16 protein-coding genes are annotated in these 17,307 nt (G+C 71.8%); 6 read left to right on the top strand and 10 right to left on the bottom strand.

Going from position 1 to position 17,307, the window contains the following annotated elements; translation table 11 throughout:
* Window positions 1–172 precede the first annotated feature (172 nt).
* On the bottom strand, window positions 173–1,282 hold the full coding sequence (locus KK087_RS15130) for an aminotransferase class V-fold PLP-dependent enzyme (protein ID WP_214544103.1): 1,110 nt from the start codon (window positions 1,280–1,282) through the stop codon (window positions 173–175).
* A gap of 123 nt (window positions 1,283–1,405) precedes the next feature.
* Complete coding sequence (locus KK087_RS15125) at window positions 1,406–2,191, bottom strand: isoprenyl transferase (RefSeq protein WP_307860091.1); 786 nt, start codon at window positions 2,189–2,191, stop codon at window positions 1,406–1,408.
* A gap of 96 nt (window positions 2,192–2,287) precedes the next feature.
* Here KK087_RS15125 and trhA point away from each other — a divergent pair, with 96 nt between their 5' ends.
* Window positions 2,288–3,007, top strand: a complete 720-nt coding sequence (gene trhA / locus KK087_RS15120; protein WP_250892838.1) for a PAQR family membrane homeostasis protein TrhA — start codon at window positions 2,288–2,290, stop codon at window positions 3,005–3,007.
* Window positions 3,008–3,227: 220 nt separating this feature from the next.
* Here the strand turns inward: trhA and KK087_RS15115 are convergent, their stop codons facing one another.
* Window positions 3,228–3,533, bottom strand: a complete 306-nt coding sequence (locus tag KK087_RS15115) for a hypothetical protein (protein ID WP_214566391.1) — start codon at window positions 3,531–3,533, stop codon at window positions 3,228–3,230.
* Window positions 3,530–4,420, bottom strand: a complete 891-nt coding sequence (gene mca, locus KK087_RS15110; protein WP_214528965.1) for a mycothiol conjugate amidase Mca — start codon at window positions 4,418–4,420, stop codon at window positions 3,530–3,532. Before mca ends, KK087_RS15115 begins: the two co-directional genes overlap by 4 nt.
* 19 nt (window positions 4,421–4,439) lie before the next feature.
* Here mca and KK087_RS15105 point away from each other — a divergent pair, with 19 nt between their 5' ends.
* Together KK087_RS15105 and greA are read left to right on the top strand one after the other, a co-directional pair.
* On the top strand, window positions 4,440–4,931 hold the full coding sequence (locus KK087_RS15105) for a DUF4307 domain-containing protein (protein ID WP_214528964.1): 492 nt from the start codon (window positions 4,440–4,442) through the stop codon (window positions 4,929–4,931).
* 71 nt (window positions 4,932–5,002) lie between these two features.
* Window positions 5,003–5,491 carry a transcription elongation factor GreA gene (greA, locus tag KK087_RS15100; protein WP_214528963.1) on the top strand — a complete coding sequence of 163 codons (489 nt, stop codon included), beginning with the start codon at window positions 5,003–5,005 and terminating at the stop codon, window positions 5,489–5,491.
* Window positions 5,492–5,686: 195 nt separating this feature from the next.
* Here greA and KK087_RS15095 read toward each other — a convergent pair whose 3' ends face one another.
* A complete protein-coding gene (locus KK087_RS15095; RefSeq protein ID WP_214566389.1) occupies window positions 5,687–6,514 on the bottom strand; it encodes an SDR family NAD(P)-dependent oxidoreductase in 828 nt (275 codons plus the stop codon).
* Window positions 6,515–6,614: 100 nt separating this feature from the next.
* Between KK087_RS15095 and KK087_RS15090 the strand changes: the two genes are divergently transcribed.
* Window positions 6,615–7,232, top strand: a complete 618-nt coding sequence (locus tag KK087_RS15090; protein ID WP_214566387.1) for a TetR/AcrR family transcriptional regulator — start codon at window positions 6,615–6,617, stop codon at window positions 7,230–7,232.
* 178 nt (window positions 7,233–7,410) lie between these two features.
* On the opposite strand, the gene ilvA is transcribed toward KK087_RS15090, so the two are convergent.
* Complete coding sequence (ilvA, locus tag KK087_RS15085; RefSeq protein WP_111096026.1) at window positions 7,411–8,670, bottom strand: threonine ammonia-lyase; 1,260 nt, start codon at window positions 8,668–8,670, stop codon at window positions 7,411–7,413.
* A gap of 48 nt (window positions 8,671–8,718) precedes the next feature.
* A complete protein-coding gene (locus KK087_RS15080; protein WP_250892837.1) occupies window positions 8,719–9,978 on the bottom strand; it encodes an AI-2E family transporter in 1,260 nt (419 codons plus the stop codon).
* A gap of 92 nt (window positions 9,979–10,070) precedes the next feature.
* Between KK087_RS15080 and KK087_RS15075 the strand changes: the two genes are divergently transcribed.
* Window positions 10,071–11,408 (top strand): winged helix-turn-helix domain-containing protein, encoded by a 1,338-nt coding sequence (locus tag KK087_RS15075; RefSeq protein WP_250901169.1) that lies wholly within the window; start codon window positions 10,071–10,073, stop codon window positions 11,406–11,408.
* A 4-nt stretch (window positions 11,409–11,412) separates the two neighbouring features.
* On the opposite strand, the gene KK087_RS15070 is transcribed toward KK087_RS15075, so the two are convergent.
* Window positions 11,413–12,312 carry a M48 family metallopeptidase gene (locus KK087_RS15070; protein ID WP_214545401.1) on the bottom strand — a complete coding sequence of 300 codons (900 nt, stop codon included), beginning with the start codon at window positions 12,310–12,312 and terminating at the stop codon, window positions 11,413–11,415.
* A gap of 19 nt (window positions 12,313–12,331) precedes the next feature.
* Window positions 12,332–12,913, bottom strand: coding sequence for a LemA family protein (locus KK087_RS15065; protein ID WP_214528961.1), 582 nt, complete (start codon window positions 12,911–12,913; stop codon window positions 12,332–12,334).
* Between the two features lie 217 nt (window positions 12,914–13,130).
* Here KK087_RS15065 and KK087_RS15060 point away from each other — a divergent pair, with 217 nt between their 5' ends.
* Entirely contained in the window at window positions 13,131–15,521 is a 2,391-nt protein-coding gene (locus tag KK087_RS15060; RefSeq protein WP_214566385.1) for an Ig-like domain-containing protein, read from the top strand.
* Between the two features lie 179 nt (window positions 15,522–15,700).
* Here KK087_RS15060 and KK087_RS15055 read toward each other — a convergent pair whose 3' ends face one another.
* Window positions 15,701–17,041 (bottom strand): threonine/serine exporter family protein, encoded by a 1,341-nt coding sequence (locus KK087_RS15055; protein WP_214566383.1) that lies wholly within the window; start codon window positions 17,039–17,041, stop codon window positions 15,701–15,703.
* Window positions 17,042–17,307 lie beyond the last annotated feature (266 nt).

The raw sequence follows: 17,307 nt of genomic DNA, 5'->3' as shown, positions 1-17,307 counted from the left end.
GTCCGTCCGTCGGTCACGACTCGTCGCGCGGGTGACGCCGAGCGGTCACGAACCGTCGGCGGCGACGGCGCCGGCCGACAGGTGGTGACCATCCGGCGGACGTGAGCGGGGTGTCGTGACCGCTCGCCGGCCCCGGGCGGGCTGCGGACAGGAGACAGCAGCCGCGCCGCTGCTACTGCATGGTGGCGTACGAGACGCAGGCGTCGCGGAACATGTCCAGGGTCTCGTCGGTCGTCGACGGGAACACGGACACGCGCGCCACACCGAGCCGCGTCGTCGCGGTGACGCCGTGGTTGTGCATCGCCGCGGACAGGGCGGTCACCCGACCCTGCGTCGGCCGGAGCACGACGATGCCGGCGCGCTCGGCCGGGTCGCGGCTGGACTCGACCTCGAGTCCGAACTCGTCGGCGATCGCGAACACCCGCTCGACGCGGTCGGCGACACGCTCCTGCACGGCGGCGACCCCGACGGCGGTCAGGCGCTCGAGCGACACCGCGAGCCGGGCCTGCGCGACCGGGTCGATGCGGGACATCTGGAAGCCGGCGGCGCCGGGGCGGACCGCGGGCACCTCGGTGGGCCAACCGGACGTGCCGTGCGGGCCGGACAGCGCGGGGCGGATCCGGTTGAGGGCGCGGTCGCTGAAGGCCACGAACCCGGTGCCCCACCCGGCGTGCAACCACTTCTGACCACCGGTGGCGACGACGTCGGCGACCTCGTACGGGGCGTCCACGACACCGAAGCCCTGGATGGCGTCGACGATGAGCAGGCGGTCGCCGATGACCTCGCGGATGGCGGCGAGGTCGGTCAGGTAGCCGGTGCGCCAGTCGACCAGGGACACCGCGACGGCGGTCACCTCGTCGGTCAGGCGCTCACGGATGAGCTCGGGCGTCACCCAGCCGGCACCCGACTCGATGACGACGGGCTGCACCCGTCCGCCGGTGGCCGAGGCAGCGCTGGCCAGTGCGAGCGGCAGCGACGGGTACTCGTCGGCGGACACGAGCACGCCCCCGGTGAGGCCGAAGGCGGTGTGCAGCAGACCGGGGGTCGTCGCGGCCTGCGAGACGACCTGGTCCTCGCGCCGGCCGACCAGACGCGCGGCGACGGCGCGGACGCGGGCGTCCTGCTCGTCGAGGGTCTCCATCGCGCCGAAGCGCATGTGCGCCTGGATCGTGCCGAGCACACGCTGCTCCTCGAGCACGGCGGTCTGCACGGGGCCGAACGCAGCGTGGTCGAGGTATCCGGGGTCTTCGGCGAAGCCGGCGGCGTACTCGTCGATGTTCACAGGTGGTGCACCTTTCACAGGGTTGAACCCTGAGAGCCTACTGGGACGTGGCTCCGCCGACGAACCGGGTGCGGGAGGTGGCTGGTCGCTGGTGGCTGGGCAGCCAGCCGCGCCCGACCGCCCTCAGCCGCCGAAGCGACGGGAGCGGAGTCCGAAGTCGCGGACCGCCCGGAGGAAGTCGACCTCGCGCAGGTCCGGGTAGAACGCCTCGACGAAGTAGAACTCGCTGTGCGCGCTCTGCCACAGCATGAAGTCGGACAACCGCTGCTCGCCCGAGGTCCGGATCACCAGGTCGGGGTCGGGCTGGCCCTGCGTGTACAGGTGGTCGCCGATGAGCTCGGGCGTCAGCACCTCGGCCAGGGTGTCGATGGTGCCGCCGCCTGCGCCGTGCGCCTGCACGATGCTCCGCATGGCGTCCGCGATCTCCCGACGACCGCCGTACCCGACGGCGAGGTTGACGTGCAGCCCCGTGCGGCCGGCGGTGCGCTGCTCGGCCTGTTCGAGCGCGGTCACCAGGTTCTCCGGCAGCCCCTCGTTCGACCCGACGTGCTGCACGCGCCAGTCACGGTTGTCGGCCAGGACACCGGCCAGGTCGGCGATGATGCCGACGAGTTCCTCGAGCTCCTCGCCGCCACGGCCCGTCAGGTTGTCGGCGGACAGCAGGTAGAGCGTCACGACCTCGATGCCGAGGTCGTCGCACCACGTCAGGAACTCCGGGATCTTCGCGGCCCCGGCACGGTGGCCGTGCGCGGCGGACTCGAGTCCGAGCTGCTTCGCCCAGCGACGGTTGCCGTCCACGATCATGGCGACGTGCTTCGGCTTCGCGGCCCCCTCGAGCTGGCGGCGGAGTCGGCGCTGGTAGGCGCGGTAGAGGATCCCCCGCCCTGTCCATCCCGCCGTCCCGGTCACGCACCGAGCGTAGTGCACCACCGACACCGGATCCCTGAGGCTCCCGCTCTGCGGACACGTGGCTGTCGTTCGGGGTCAGGCCCTATGGTCGGGACCATGCAGGACGAGCACGAGACCGGAACACTCCCCCACGTCCCGTTCACGGAGGAGGCCTCGGCGACGGCGACCACGACCGCCGCCGAACCCCGTCCGGCCTGGCGCGGCTGGATCCACCTCGGTGCGTTCCCGTTCGCGGTCGCGATGGGGGTCGTCCTCATCACCCTCGCCGACAGCACCGCGGCGAAGGTCGGCAGCGCGGTGTTCATGGCGACGTCGCTCGCGATGTTCGGCGTCTCCGCGACCTACCACCGGTTCCCCTGGGGGCCGAAGGTGAAGGCCGTCCTGAAGCGCATCGACCACACGAACATCCTGCTGCTCATCGCCGGCACCTACACGCCCGTCGCGATCTGTGCCCTGCCGCACACGCTGATGGTCGTCGTGCTCTGGGTGATGTGGTCGGGCGCCGCGCTCGGCATCGCGTTCCGCGTGCTCTGGATCAACGCGCCCCGCTGGCTGTACGTGCCGATCTACCTGGTGCTCGGCTGCGCCGCGCTCGGGCTGCTGCCGCAGTTCTTCGCCGCGAGCGTCCCGATGACCGTGCTCATCCTGTCCGGCGGCGTCGCGTACATCATCGGCGCACTGGTCTACGGCTTCAAGCGGCCGAACCCGGTGCCGACCCAGTTCGGTTTCCACGAGGTGTTCCACGCCCTCACGGTCGTGGCCTTCGGTGCGCAGTGGGTCGGCGTGCTCATCGTGGCCCTCGACCCGGTGCGCTGACCGTCGTACGTTCCTTCCCAGAACGCGTGCGATGCCTGGTGGTTCCGGGCGTACTCACCCGAAAGTTCCGACCAGGTACGCCCGATTCGAGCAGGTACGCCCGGTTCCGGCAGGTACGCCCGATTCGACCAGGTACGCCCGGTTCCGGCAGGTGGACACAAGGCGGACTGGAGGCCCGTGGCGGGATCGCCACGGGCCTCCAGTCCGCCTTGTGGTCGCGTCAGCCGCGCTCGGTGTCGTCGCCGACGTCGGCCCGGCCGTCCTCGGCCGCACGCCGGTCGGGCTCGTCGGTCGCCGCGCCGTCGCCCGCGGTGCCGTTCACCTCGGCCTCGAGCCGCTCCCGCACCTCCGCGCGGTAGCGGGTGCGGCGGATGCGTCGGGTCATGTCCAGGACGAGCAGGATCGTCACGATGGCGACGAGCGCGATCGCGATGAACCCGACGACACCCGGGGTGACGTCGACGTCGGGGACGACCGAGGGGCTGGGGCTGGGGGTGGCGGCGAGTGCCGCCGCGATGGTGCTCACGAGGTCGGTTCCTTGTCGGCTGGGATCCCGGCGAACAGGTCGGTCTCCGGGAGCTCGGTCGGCACACGGGCCTCCACGAGCTGGTAGTCCTCGGTCGGCCACACCGTCGCGAGGAGGTCGTTCGGCCAGTAGAAGAAGGCGCTGTCCGGGGCGACCTGGCTGGCGTGCGCGCGGAGGGCGGCGTCGCGCTGGTCGAAGTACTCGTGCACGTCGACGTGGGTGGTGGCGAGGTCGGGTCGGTCGGCGAACCGCTCGACCCACTCGCGCAGCTGCTCGACCGCGGGGCTGTCCGGGTCGCGCTCCTGGAGGGCCTCGAAGATGGTGCTGAAGCGGCGCGGGTTCATCGTGCGCTCGTAGTAGAGCTTCGCGATCGACCACGGTGCTCCGGCCGAGGGGTACGCGGTCGGGTCGGCGGCGGCGGTCCACGCGGCCATCGACACCTCGTGCGTACGGATGTGGTCGGGGTGCGGGTAGCCGCCGTTCTCGTCGTAGGTGACGAGCACGTGCGGGCGGAACCGGCGGACCACACGGACGAGGGCCTCGGTGCTGTACTCGAGCGGCACCGTCGAGAACGTGCCGGGTCGGACCGTCTCGCCCTTCTCGGCGTCGGGCAGCCCGGAGTCGTGGTAGCCGAGCCACACGTGGTCGATGCCGAGCGCTCGCTGCGCGGCAGCCATCTCGGTGCGGCGGTACCCGGCCATGTCGCGGTGCGCGCGGCTCGTCGCGGGTTCGCCGAGCTGGTCGTTCAGGATGTCCCCGGCCTCGCCACCGGTGCAGGACACGACGAGCACCTGGTGCCCGTCGGCCACGTACTTCGCGGCGGTCGCGGCACCCTTGCTCGACTCGTCGTCGGGGTGGGCGTGGACGGCCAGCAGACGGTAGGGCACGTGGGGTTCCTCACTGCGGGTGAGCGGCGTCGGACGCGGGCAGCGCACAGCATGGCGTGAACTACCCTGGGATCAGGATATCCACCCCGGGAGCCCCGAACTGTCCGAACAGCACCAGACCGCCACCCTCGACGAGCGCTACGGCCGCACCCCGGCCCGTAGGCGCCGCAGCCGCCTCATCGCGATCGTCGCGGCCATCGCCGTCGTCGTGGTCTTCGGTGCTTGGGTGATCTGGGCAGGCCTCGACCAGTCCGACCGCGGCCTCGACCACGACGTCATCGGGTACGAGGTGCTGTCCGAGCACAGCACCGTCGTCCACTCGCAGGTGTCCGTCGACCCGGGGGTCGAGGCGAAGTGCGCCGTGCAGGTCCTCGACAAGGGCTACTCGATCGTGGGATGGAAGGAGATCACCGTGCCGGCGTCCGAACAGCGCAGTCGGAGCATCTCCACGCAGGTCACCACGACGACCCGGGGCGTGACCGGCTTGATCCACGACTGCTGGATTCCCTAGACTGTCCTGATTCGCCTCTCGAGACCGACCACTCGGCCGGTCTCGTTTTTTCATGGTCGAAGGGACAGAACATGAGCAACGACACGCAGGTCACCTGGCTGACCCAGGAGGCGCACGACCGTCTCAAGGCGGAGCTCGACGAGCTGAGCGGCGAGGGCCGTGCCGAGATCGCGCGCCGCATCGAGGCCGCGCGCGAAGAGGGCGACCTCAAGGAGAACGGCGGCTACCACGCCGCGAAGGACGAGCAGGGCAAGATCGAGGCCCGCATCCGCGTCCTCACCGAGCTCCTCAAGCACGCCACCGTGAGCGAAGCCGCGTTCGACGGGACCGTCGAGCCGGGCACCGTCGTCACGGCGGTCATCGCCGGTGACGAGTCGACGTTCCTGGTCGGCAGCCGCGAGATCGTCGCCGAGGGCTCCGACCTGACGGTCTACAGCCCGGTCAGCCCCGTCGGCGCGGCCATCGTCGGCCTCAAGGCCGGCGACAAGGCCACCTACACGGCGCCGAACGGCAAGGAGATCGCCGTCGAGGTCGTCAAGATCGAGCGCTACGAGCCGTAGACCCGGCCCACTGCAGACGGGAGGCCCGTGGCGACACCGCCACGGGCCTCCCGTCTGTCCGCTGGTCGCGTGACGGGCGCGGACCGCGATTCCGACGCTCCACGCGTCGAACGACGCGTGGTACGTCGCGGACCAGGCCGTGTTGCGTGGCGCGAGCCTCCTCGCGACACGGGGGCTCCGTCGAGGGGCGGGAGGTCAGCGGGACACGATGCGGTCCATGAGACGGGTCGGCAGGACGCGGTTGAGGGGGAGAGTGGTCGCCGCATCGGGGCCGAGGGCGTACCGGGCCCGGGGACGTTTGGCGGTGGTGATCCGTGCGATCTCGGCCGCTGCCTTCTCGGCGGTGATGGCGTGGCGCAGGAACGAGGACTGGAACTCGACGGTCGACCTGACCAACTCGCCGTAGAGGTTCGCGTGTTCCGTGGTCATGCCGGCGGCCAGCTCGAGGGACAGGGGCCCGCTGCGGTCGGCCATGGGGGTCTTCACTCCGCCGGACTGCACGATCACGACCTGTACCCCCTGCGAGCGGACCTCTCGTCGGAGCGCATCACTCGCGGACTCGAGTGCGGCCTTGGAGCCTGCATAGGCGCCGTAGATGGGGAGCGCGACCTCGGCACCGACGGAGCTGATGTTGACGATGCGCCCTCGGCTCCTCCGCAGAGCGGGCAGGAGTGCCTGGATGATGCGGATGGGCCCGAACAGGTTGACGTCGAACTGCTCGCGCCAGATCTCGAGCGGGAGGACCTCGACGGGAGCGTTGATCTCGATGCCGGCGTTGTTGATCACTGCCCGAAGGGGACGGCGCCGCACGTCGTCGGCGATGCGGGACGCGAGTGCTGCAACGTGATCCTCGATGGTGACGTCGAGGATCACGGGTTCGATGCGTTCGGCACGGATGGAGGCTGCGTCTTCTTCCCGGCGCACTCCGGCCAGGACGTGGTACCCGCGGTACGCGAGCTCGCGGGCGGTCGCCTTCCCGATTCCTGACGATGCTCCCGAGACGACGATCAGCTTCTCGGTCATCGTTGCGCGCCGTCGTTCGAGCCGGAAGGAGTCATGACATCAAAGTAGACACTGACTACTCAAGTTGTCAACGACTACTTCCTCCCCTACGCTCAAGGCCATGAGCGTCCGTTCTGACCAGCCGTCGGAGCAGCGTCGGTTCCATCACGGTGATCTGCGCGCCGCCCTCTTGGAAGCCGCCGAACGCACGCTGCGCGCTCGCGGAGCGGCGCAGTTGTCGTTGCGCGACCTGGCGAGAGAGGTCGGCGTCAGCCATGCCGCACCCCGGCGGCACTTCCCGGAGCGCCAGGATCTGCTCGACGCCCTGGCTGAGACCGGCTACGTCCGGCTGAGGGAGCGCCTCTGTGACGCGGTCGCTCCTCACGATCCGGACTTCCCCACCCGGATCCGGCGGGCAACGTCGGCCTTTGCGCACTTCGCCACGGAGAATCCCTCGCTGCTCGAGTTGATGAACGCGGCGAAGCACCAGCCCCAGGGATCACGTGTACCCCGGTCGGCCGCGAAGGCCTTCGAGCCATTGGTCGATCTGATTCGCGAGGGGCAGGCGAAGCGACTCCTCCGGGAGGGTCCGTTCGAGGACGTCGGGGTCGTCCTCTACGCGACCATCAACGGTCTCGCCACACTCGTCAACACCGGGGCGATCGACGTGGAGCGGCTGGATGAGCTGACCGACATCGCTCTCGACCAGTTCCTGACCGGCGCGATCACGCAACGGTAGCGACGCCCCGGAACCGCCACGCCGTCACATCGACCGTGCGCCCATCACGGGCCGCCGTCCCCGCGTCCCCGCCGGCGGGAACACATCCTGGATCGCCTCCCAGACGTCACGCACGACGAGATCTCGCCGCACACCTCGAGGACCGCCCGCGCCCCGCAACCGCATGCAGCAACACGGCCTAGTGCTCGAGGAGCTCCGGACGGAAGCCGACCTCGTGCAGTCGCTGGATGACCTCCTGCGCATGCTCCGGGCCGCGCGCCTCGATGGACAGGTCGAGGGCGACCTCGTTGATGACCAGACCCTGCCCGTGGCGGGTGTGCAGCACCTCGACCACGTTCGCGCCGGCGTCGGAGATGACCTGCGCGACGCGAGCGAGCTGGCCCGGACGGTCCGGGAGCATGATGCGGATGCCGATGTAGCGGGACGCCGCCACCAGGCCGCGGGTGATCACGCGCTCCATCATCAGCGGATCGATGTTGCCTCCGCTCAGCAGCACCACGGTGCGGCCGGTGTCGCGAACGGCCCCGGACATGATCGCCGCGACGCCGACGGCCCCCGCTGCCTCGACCACGAGCTTGGCGCGCTCGAGCAGGACGAGCAGGGCGCGGGCGGTGTCGTCGTCGGAGACGGTGACGATGTCGTCGACCAGGTCGCGGATGATCGGGAAGTTCAGGTCCCCCGGCCGTGCCACCGCGATGCCGTCGGAGATGGTGGGCTTCGTGGTGATGGTGACGGGTTCACCGGCGGTGATCGACGACGGGTACGCCGCGGCGTTCTCCGCCTGCACCCCGATCACCCGGATCGGCCGGCCGAGTCGCTCGGCCATGCCCTTGACGGCGAGTGCGATGCCCGAGATGACGCCGCCGCCACCGATCGGCACGACCACGGTGTCCACGTCCGGTACCTGGTCGATGATCTCGAGGCCGAGGGTGCCCTGGCCGGCGATGACGGCCGGGTGGTCGAACGGGGGGATGAACACGGCACCGGTGTGCGCGGCGAAGTCCTTCGCGGCGCTCAAGGCCTCTTCCACGGAGTGGCCGCGCAGCACGACGTCGGCGCCGTAGTGGCGGGTGGCCTGCAGCTTCGGCAGGGCGACCCCGACCGGGGTGAAGATCGTCGCGGGGATCCCGAGCTCGCGGGCGGCGAGGGCGACGCCCTGCGCGTGGTTGCCCGCGCTCGCGGCGACGACGCCCTTGGCACGCTGTTCTGCAGAGAGGGTGGAGAGCCGGTTGTAGGCACCGCGCACCTTGTACGCACCGGTGCGCTGCAGGTTCTCGCACTTCAGGTGCACCGGGGACCCGAGCAGTTCGGCGAGGAACTGCGACGTCTCCATCGGGGTCACCCGCGCGACGCCCTTGATGGTCTCGCGCGCCGCCTCGATGTCCGCGAGGGTCGGGATCGCGGTGAGCGTGTGCGGGGAGGCGCTGGTGTCGGTCACTCCCCCATCATCGTCGTTCCGGGGCCCGGCGGCGAACTCGTGTGACGCTCAGTTGGTGCTGGCGGTGCCTTCTTCGGCGGAGGGCCCGGCGTCCACGCCGGGAGCCGGGACGTCGTCACCGACCTTGTGCCGTCGCCAGCGGAGCAACTGGATCTGCCCGTGCTGCCCGCGCTTCGGCGTCGCTTCGAGCACGTGGTCGGAGTCGAGCCGCCGCCAGCGTCCGCTCGCGATGGTGGTGACCATGGCGTTCAGCGTCGCGATCAGCGGCACGGCGAAGAACGCCCCCGCGATGCCGGCGAGACCGGAGGCCGCGGTGACCCCGAGGACGACCGCCAGCGGGTGCACCTTGACCGCGTTGCCCATCACGAGCGGCTGCAGGATGTGCCCCTCGATCTGCTGGACGAGCAGCACGACACCGAGCACCAGGACCGCAGCGAGCGGACCGTTGAAGATCAGGGCGACGAACACCGCCAGGAAGCCCGTGACGATGGCACCGACGACCGGGATGAAGGCGCCGAGGAAGACGAAGGCGGCGATCGGGATGACGAGCGGCATGCCCCCGAAGAAGAGCCCGACGATGAAGGCGCCGAGCCCGATGCCGACCGCGTCGACGAAGGCGACGAAGATCTGCACCCGGATGAAGCTCGTCAGGGTGATCCAGCCGGCGACACCCGCACCGTCGACCGCCGCGCGGGCCTTCTTCGGGAAGAGGCGGACGGACCAGCGCCAGACGTTCTTGCCGTCGATCAGCAGGAAGATCGTGGTGAACAGGGTGATGAAGAGCGCCGCGAACACGTGCGTCGCGCCCGAGCCGGCGCTGGCGACCCCGGACAGGATCGAGGCGGAGTTGTCCTGCAACCACTTCGTGCCGTCGTCGAGCCAGCCGTTCACGTCGGACTGGCTGATGCCGAACCCGGAGTTGAGGACGAAGTCCTTGATGTTGGCGTACTGGTCGATCGTCCGGTCACGCAGGGACGGGTACGACGCGACGATCTGGTCGACGACGAGCCAGATGAGGCCACCCAGGGCCGCGACGCCGCTGAGCAGGCTCAGCACGACGGCGAGCCACTTCGGCACGTGGTGCCGCTGCAACCAGTTCGAGACCGGGACCAGGAGCGCCGACACCACGATGCCCACCAGGAACGGGATGAGGATCTCGCTGAAGACCGTGACCAGCCAGATGAAGACGGCGATCACGCCGACGACGACGAGCGCCCGCCACGACCACGCACCGGCGATGCGGACGCCGATCGGGACCGATTCCTCGACCACGGGGTCGGGGTGTGTCTGCTTGCTTCCCCATGCCATGGCCCGAGTGTAGCGATGTGCCTCCCGTCAGGTGCCAGATGCGGCATACGTTCGTGGACGCTCATGTCGGCGGCGTTCGGTAGCGTCGCGGCATGCCCAGGTCGACGCTCTCCGCCGCCGAGGCCCGCCGGGTCGCACTCGCCGCACAGGGGTTCGGGCGACCGCCGACGGACCCCGTCTCGACCCGTGCCCTGAACACCGCGTTCGGGCGGCTCGGGTTGCTGCAGATCGACTCCGTCAACGTGTTCGAGCGCAGCCACTACCTGCCGCTGTTCGCCCGCCTCGGCGCCTACGACCGGACCACGCTCGACCGGCTGACGCTCGGTCGTTCCGGGCCGTACACCGAGTACTGGGCACACGAGGCCGCGTTCATCCCCCGCGACGACCTGCGGCTGTTCCGGTGGCGGATGGACGCCCTGCGCGAGCGTGACGCCGGACCGACGCGGGTCGACGGGGTGGCCCGGACCGCTGCCGTCCGACGCGAACTGCACGCGCTCCTCCGCGCCGAGGGGCCGATGCCGGCGAGCGCGGTGGAGCACGAGTCGAACGTGCGACGTGGTCCCTGGTGGGGCTGGAGCGACGTGAAGCTCGGGCTCGAGCAGATGTTCCGCTGGGGCGAGGCGGTGAGCGCCGGACGTGCCGGGTTCGAGCGGGTCTACGCCCTGCCCGAGCACGTGCTGCCCGCCGGGTTCCTCGAGACCGCCCCGCCACGCACCGATGCGGTGCTCGAGCTCGTGCGCCGGGCCACCCGTGCGCTCGGCGTCGGCACCCGTGCGGACATCGCGGACTACTACCGGCTGCGCGCCGACGACACCGCGGCCGCGATCGCCGAGCTCACCGCCGCCGGCGAGCTCGTGCCGGTGCAGGTGGAGGGCTGGGGCGAGCGGGCCTGGCTCGACGTCGGCGCTCGGGTCCCCCGGCAGCTCAGCGCCGATGCGGTCCTCAGCCCGTTCGACCCGGTGGTGTGGTTCCGGCGCCGGGCCGAGCGGATGTACGGCTTCCACTACCGGATCGAGATCTACACGCCCGCACCGAAGCGGGTGTTCGGCTACTACGTGCTCCCGGTGCTGCAGGACGACCGGCTCGTCGGTCGGATCGACCTCAAGAGCGACAGGCAGCGCGGGGTGCTCCGGGTCCGGACCGCATGGCAGGAACCCGGCGAGCACCTCGACGCAGAGCGGCTCGCCGAGACCCTGCGGCGGACCGCGGCCTGGCAGGGCCTCGGCGGGATCGAGGTGACCGACCGCGGCACCGCTGTGGCGTCCGTCGCCGGAGCACTCGGGCTGCCGCTGGTGCCGCACGTGTCCGCCGACGACGCGGACGCACCCGAGCCGGTCGCGACCCCGGAGGTCGAGGGCGCAACCGAGGTCGAGGGAACAGCCGAGGTCGAGAGCGCAGCCGACGTCGCGGCCGCCGGCCCCTCCAGCTGAGCCGTCAGAAGCGGTCGGCGTCGGCCCGCAGGCGCGCGATGCGGTCGGGCAACGGCGGGTGCGTCGAGAAGAGCCGGTCCATGACCCCGGGGCGCATCGGGTCGGCGATCCACAGGTGCGCCATCGAGGAGTTCTGCGTCTGCATCGGTCGGCCGTGTGCGCCGAGCTTCTCGAGCGCGCGGGCCAGCCCCTCCGGGTACCGGGTCGTCATCGCCCCCGTCGCGTCGGCCAGGTACTCGCGCTGCCGGGACACCGCGGCCTGCACGCCGGCCGCCGCGATCGGTGCCACGACGACGGCGACGATCCCGGCGACGAGCAGCACCGGGTTGGCGCCGCCGCTGTCGGAGTTGCGGTTCCGTCCGCCGGACAGGCCGCCGAAGATCGAGATGCGCAGCAGGACGTCTGCGATGAGTCCGACAGCCACGACGAGACCGAAGACCATCGTGGAGACCCGGATGTCGTAGTTCCGGACGTGCCCGAGCTCGTGCGCCATCACACCCTGTAGCTCCTGGTCGTCCATCAGCTCGAGCAGTCCGGTCGTCGCCGCCACCACCGCGTGCTCGGGGTCACGGCCGGTGGCGAAGGCGTTCGGGGACGGGTCGGGGATGACGAACACCCGGGGCATCGGCATGCCGGTCGCGATGGCGAGGTTCTCCACGGTCCGCCAGAGGCGCGGCTCCGAGTTCCGGTCGATCTCGACCCCGCCGGCGATGGCTGTGGCCTGCCGTGCCGCCAGGAAGTACTGGAGCACCGCGTAGCCGAGGGCGACCACGAGGACGATGAACCCGATCGAGACGTTGCCGGCCAGGTACCCGCCGAGGAACCCGAGCCCGCCGATGATCAGCAGGAAGACCAGGACGATGACGACGGTGTTCCGTTTGTTCCGCGCGATGGCGCTGTACACGTCGGCTCCGACGCTGGGGTCAGAACTGGACGCGCGGCGGCTCGGCGATGGCCGCCGGCTCGTTCGTCTCGAAGAACGGTGCCTCGGTGAAGCCGCGGTTCTTCGCGAACGTGGAGTTCGGGAACACCCGGATCTTCGTGTTCAGCTCGCGCACGCCACCGTTGTAGAAGCGACGGGCGGCCTGGATCTTGTCCTCGGTGTCCACGAGCTCGGACTGCAGCTGCAGGAAGTTCTGGCTCGACTGCAGCTGCGGGTACCCCTCGGCGACCGCGAACACGCTCTTCAACGCCTTCTGCATGTGTCCTTCGGCCGCGGAGGCCGTGTCCGCGTCTCCGGCACTCAGTGTCTCGGCGCGGGCCTTCGTGACGTCGTCGAAGACCGCCTTCTCGTGCGTGGCGTACCCCTTGACCGTGTCGACGATCGTCGGGATGAGGTCGGCGCGCCGCTTGAGCTGCACCGAGATGTCGCTCCAGGCCTCGTCGACCCGCACCTTGAGCGTGACGAGCGAGTTGTACGTCACCCAGAGGTAGATCCCGATGATCACCAGGACGACCACCACCACTCCGACGACGATGAGCGTCGTGACGAGTCCGGTGTCCATGGGGCGTACTCCTTTGCGCGTCGGGATCCGCGGTGCTGCGATGGCCTGAACGGCCATCGTGAAGTCTATCGACGCGCTGACCGTCCTCCGTTCCGTGAGCACTGTTCACGGGCGATTCCCGAGTCACGCACACCGGGCATTCGGACTGCGATCCGATCCGCAACCTCATCCGCGAGGTGTATTGACCCGGGGCCGCCGATCCCGTGGGATGGGTCCGGTGAACGCGCGCGGGGAGAACGTGGACGGGGCCGTCGGGGGCGACGGCCCCCGTCGTCGTCCCCGCTCCGCCCTGCTCGCCGCGGCGACGATGCTCCTCACAGCGACCTTCCTCGGCACCGTCGCCGCTCCGGCCGCCGCCGCAGGCGCAGCCGCAGCCGCTCCGACCGTCGCAGCCCCAGCCGTCGCCGCGGCCGGCACCACTCACACCGCCACACCGGCGCCGAGCGAGATCGCCCCGCCGAGCACCGGCCGACCGGGCGCTCCGACGCCGACACCGACCCGTCCGGCCGTGCGTCCCACCATCGCCGACCCCGGCGACGTCACGACGGGCACCACCCGCTTCCACGGCACCGGTACCCCCGGGCACGCGGTCCAGGTGACCGGTCCGGCAGCGGCCGGAACCTCCGGGTGCACGACCCGGGTGGGGTCGAACGGCTCGTGGGCCTGCCTCGGCACGGTGCGCTCGGGTCCGCAGCAGGTCTTCACGGTGCACGACCTCGTCGCCACGACCCTCCCGCCCGCGAGCGCACCGGCCTCGGACGTCATCGTCCCGCCGACCATGGTGGCCGGCGGCCCCACCGGCGGCACGGTCTCGGGCACGGGGTACCCCGGATCGACGGTGACGCTGTCGGTGTCCGGCTCCTCGACGCAGCAGACCGCCCGCGTGGGTGCCGACGGCCGGTGGGTCGCGGCCCTCGGCGCCCGTGCCGACGGCCGGGTCACCGTCACCGCGACGCAGACGGCCAGCACCGCCCGCGGCTACCGGTCGGACCTGCGGAGCGCTGCCTCCGCGCCCGTGTCGATCACGGTCGACCGCACCGCCCCGGCTGCTCCGCGCATCACGGCTCCGGACGACGGCCAGCGGATCGGCGCACGCGCGACGACGGTGCGCGGCACCGGCGAGCCCGGCTCCCGCGTCACGGTGTACGTCGACCGGGCTCCCGTGTGCGGCGTCGTGGTCGCGGCCGATGCCTCGTGGTCGTGCTCCACCGCGGGGTCGACGTTGCGCACCGGCGGGCACCAGCTGACCGCGACGCAGCACGACCCCGCGGGCAACTACTCGCGGTCCTCGGCAGCCGTGCGGGTCACGGTGTGGTCGACCACCTCGGCGCCGGCCGGCACGGCGACGCCGGACGCCACGGACGGCCCCGGCACGCCGGGCGCCTCGACGCCGGAGTCGGGTGCCTCGGCGCGGACCCCCGGTGTGACCGACAACGACGGCGGCACCGACGACTCGGGCGACGGCGACGCCGCGAACGGCACCGACGCGAACGGCGGCGGGGGCGACACCGGCAAGGGCAGCGGAGACGACGGCGGAACCGCAGCCGGCACCGGCAGCAGCCCCGGCACCGGCGGCAGCGCCCCGGCAGGCGTCGGCAGGTCCGGCGGTCACCCGGACTGGTCCGGCCCCGCCGGCGACTGGACCGCCGCGACCACCTACGACCGCACCGTCCCGACCATCCAGGCCGCGTTCTCCTGGCGCACCGTCCTGATCGCCACCGCCGTCGCCGCCGGCTTCCTCGTGCTGATCGCCGCACCGCTCGCCCTCGTCGCCGCCGTTTCCCGTGGCCGCCTCCGGTCACCCTTCGCCGGGCTCCTCGGCCGGAACCGCTCCCGGTCCGACCGTGCCCGCGGCGACGACGTCCTGCCGACCTGGGCGTCCATCGCCATCGCTGTGTCCGTCGCCGCGCTCTGCACCCTGCTCGGCGTCGGTGTCGAACTCGAGGCCCGCTACGTCCGACTCACGATCGCCGTCCTGCTCGGCACCGCGGTCCTCACCGCCGCGGTCGTGTTCGCGACCCGCTGGGCAGCCGGAGCCGACCACCGGACCGTCGGCTTCCGGGTGTCGCCGTGGCTCGTGCTCGCGGCGCTCGTCGCGTGCGGCATCACGCGTGCAGCCGACCTCTCCCCCGCCCTCATCGTCGGGGTCGTCCTGGTGCCGTCCGCCCGCCCCGACCTCGGGACCGGCCCGCTCCGCCTCGGGTCCGGGATAGCCCAGAGCGCCCGCGGGGCGACCTGGCGGGTCCTGGCCCTGCTCGGACTCGCAGCGGCCGGCTGGGTGCTGCACAGCCTCCTGTCCGGCGGGGGCTTCTGGGTGTCGCTCGGCTCGGAGTTCGCCATCACCCTGTGCGTCGGCGGCCTCGGTGCCGTCGTCGCGACCCTGCTGCCGGTCGCGGGGTCCGCCGGCAGCGCGCTCCTCGCCGCCTCCCGTGGTCGGTACGTCGCGCTCGCGGTGGTCGCCGTGGCCCTGACCACCGCCGTCTACTCGGGCACGACCGGCACACACGCCGCTCCGGCCCTGCTCGTCGGCATCGCCGCGACCTGCGTGGCGGCCGCGATCGCCGCCATGGTCTGGGCGCGCACCGCGCGACGGGCGACGGGCGCCTGAGCCGCACCGTGCCTCCAGGCCGTCCGTCGGCGGATCCGTGACCTGCCGGACGACCGGCACTCCAGGACGAAGACCGCGGCCGACGGGCAGACGGCCGGCTCATCGGGCCGGAGCAGGCCCGACACCTGGCCGGGTGGCGGTCGGGAGGCCCGTGGCGGCGTCGCCATCGGCCTCCGGTCTCAGCCGGTCGCGTCCACCGCGCGCCGGGGCGCGTTGCGGGCGAACAGGCCGGGCAGGAGCCCGCCGATCTTCGTGCCGATGCACAGGCTGACGAAGGTCGCGAGCGGGGTCGCGAGCGCCTCCGGGTCGAAGGTCGCGACCGCCACGAGCCCGACCGTCCCCGGCACGAGGAGCAGGAACGCCGGGAAGAACGACACCGTCGCCGGGATCGCCGGCACGAGCCGCTCGAGCAACCGTGTCGCGACGAACAACAGCGCCGCTGCGGCGCCGGTCGCGACGACACTGCCCCAGAGCGGCGTCGTCACGCTCACCACGGCGTAGGCGGTGACCATGACCGCCACCGACACGAGCGTCAGGCGCCACCCGGACCGGAAGACCAGGCCGAGCCCGACCGCCAGCACCACGACGGCGACCCACGACACCCAGTAGACCGGGACGGACTCCCACCCGGCCAGGTCGGTGCCGACCCCGGCGACCTCGCCGACGAGCGCGGCCGAGGACGGGTCGACGTGCAGACCGGTCAGGGCGCTGCCGGAGGCGATGCCCGCGGCCATGAAGCCGAGCATGATGAGCCCCTGCACCAGCCGTGAGGACCCGGTGACGATGTCGGCGGCGGTGAGCTCGAGGAGCGCGTTCGTGATGAGCGCGCCGGGGACGAACACCGCGACGGGGGCGCAGACCGCGAACAGCGGGACCTGCTCGAAGCCGCTGCCCGCCGCGACCAGGCCGACGATCGCCGTCGACACGAACGCGGCCAGGAACGGGATGATCGCGACGGCCTCGCGGAAGCGCCGGAGCAGCAGGCCGATCACGCCGACCAGGGCGCCGACGACCAGCGCCAGGACGATCGCCCACCACGGGCAGCGGAAGACGACGGCCAGGCCGGCGGAGGTCAGGGCGTTGCCGAGGATCCACGGCAGGGCGGGCGGCGGGACGGTGCCGGCGCGGATGGCCCGGACGCGGGCGGGGATCTCGGCGAGGGCGATGGAGCCGCTCTCGAGGCCGAGCACGACGCGGTTCGCGCGGGCGGCCTGACGGGAGGACAGTTCGACGCCCTCGGCGTTGACGATCGTGGCCGCACCGGTCGAGACCTCGCTCACCATCACCAGGGCGGGCAGGACGCCGATCGCGAGCGTCGGTCCGACCCCCGCGGCGTCACGGGCCTTCTCGAGCGCCGACCGGACGTCGGTGACGGAGCTGCCGGCGTCGAGGAGCAGGGCTCCGAGGGTGCCGAGGAGCATGCCGACGGGGACGCTCTCGCCGTCGACGACCTCGACGTGGGCCTCGGGTCGGCGGAGGGCGTTCTGCAGGTTGGCGAGTGCGCTTCCGAGTCCGACCACGATCGTCGATGCTACTGGGCTGCGAGCCGGTCGTGGCGTCGGGCCGTCTTCGCGGGAAGGCGACGGTCCGCGGGCCGGGAGGCACGTGGCGGGCCGGTCCCGCGCCTCCAGTCCGATGCCCAGGGCGACCCGACCGCACCGTCGAAGCGACAGATGGCAGGACCAGCGCTCGGTCTGTGCGGCCGGAGCGACAGGACGACGCGAACGGTTCGCGGAGTTCTGTCGCTTTCGCAGCGGCACGCGTCGGGCGCCGCGCCGCGCAGCGC

Source organism: Curtobacterium aurantiacum, from assembly GCF_018598555.1.
Classification (GTDB): Bacteria; Actinomycetota; Actinomycetes; order Actinomycetales; family Microbacteriaceae; genus Curtobacterium; species Curtobacterium aurantiacum.
Note: the sequence above shows the minus strand (reverse complement) of the source record. Positions and strands in the feature narration are given on the sequence as shown.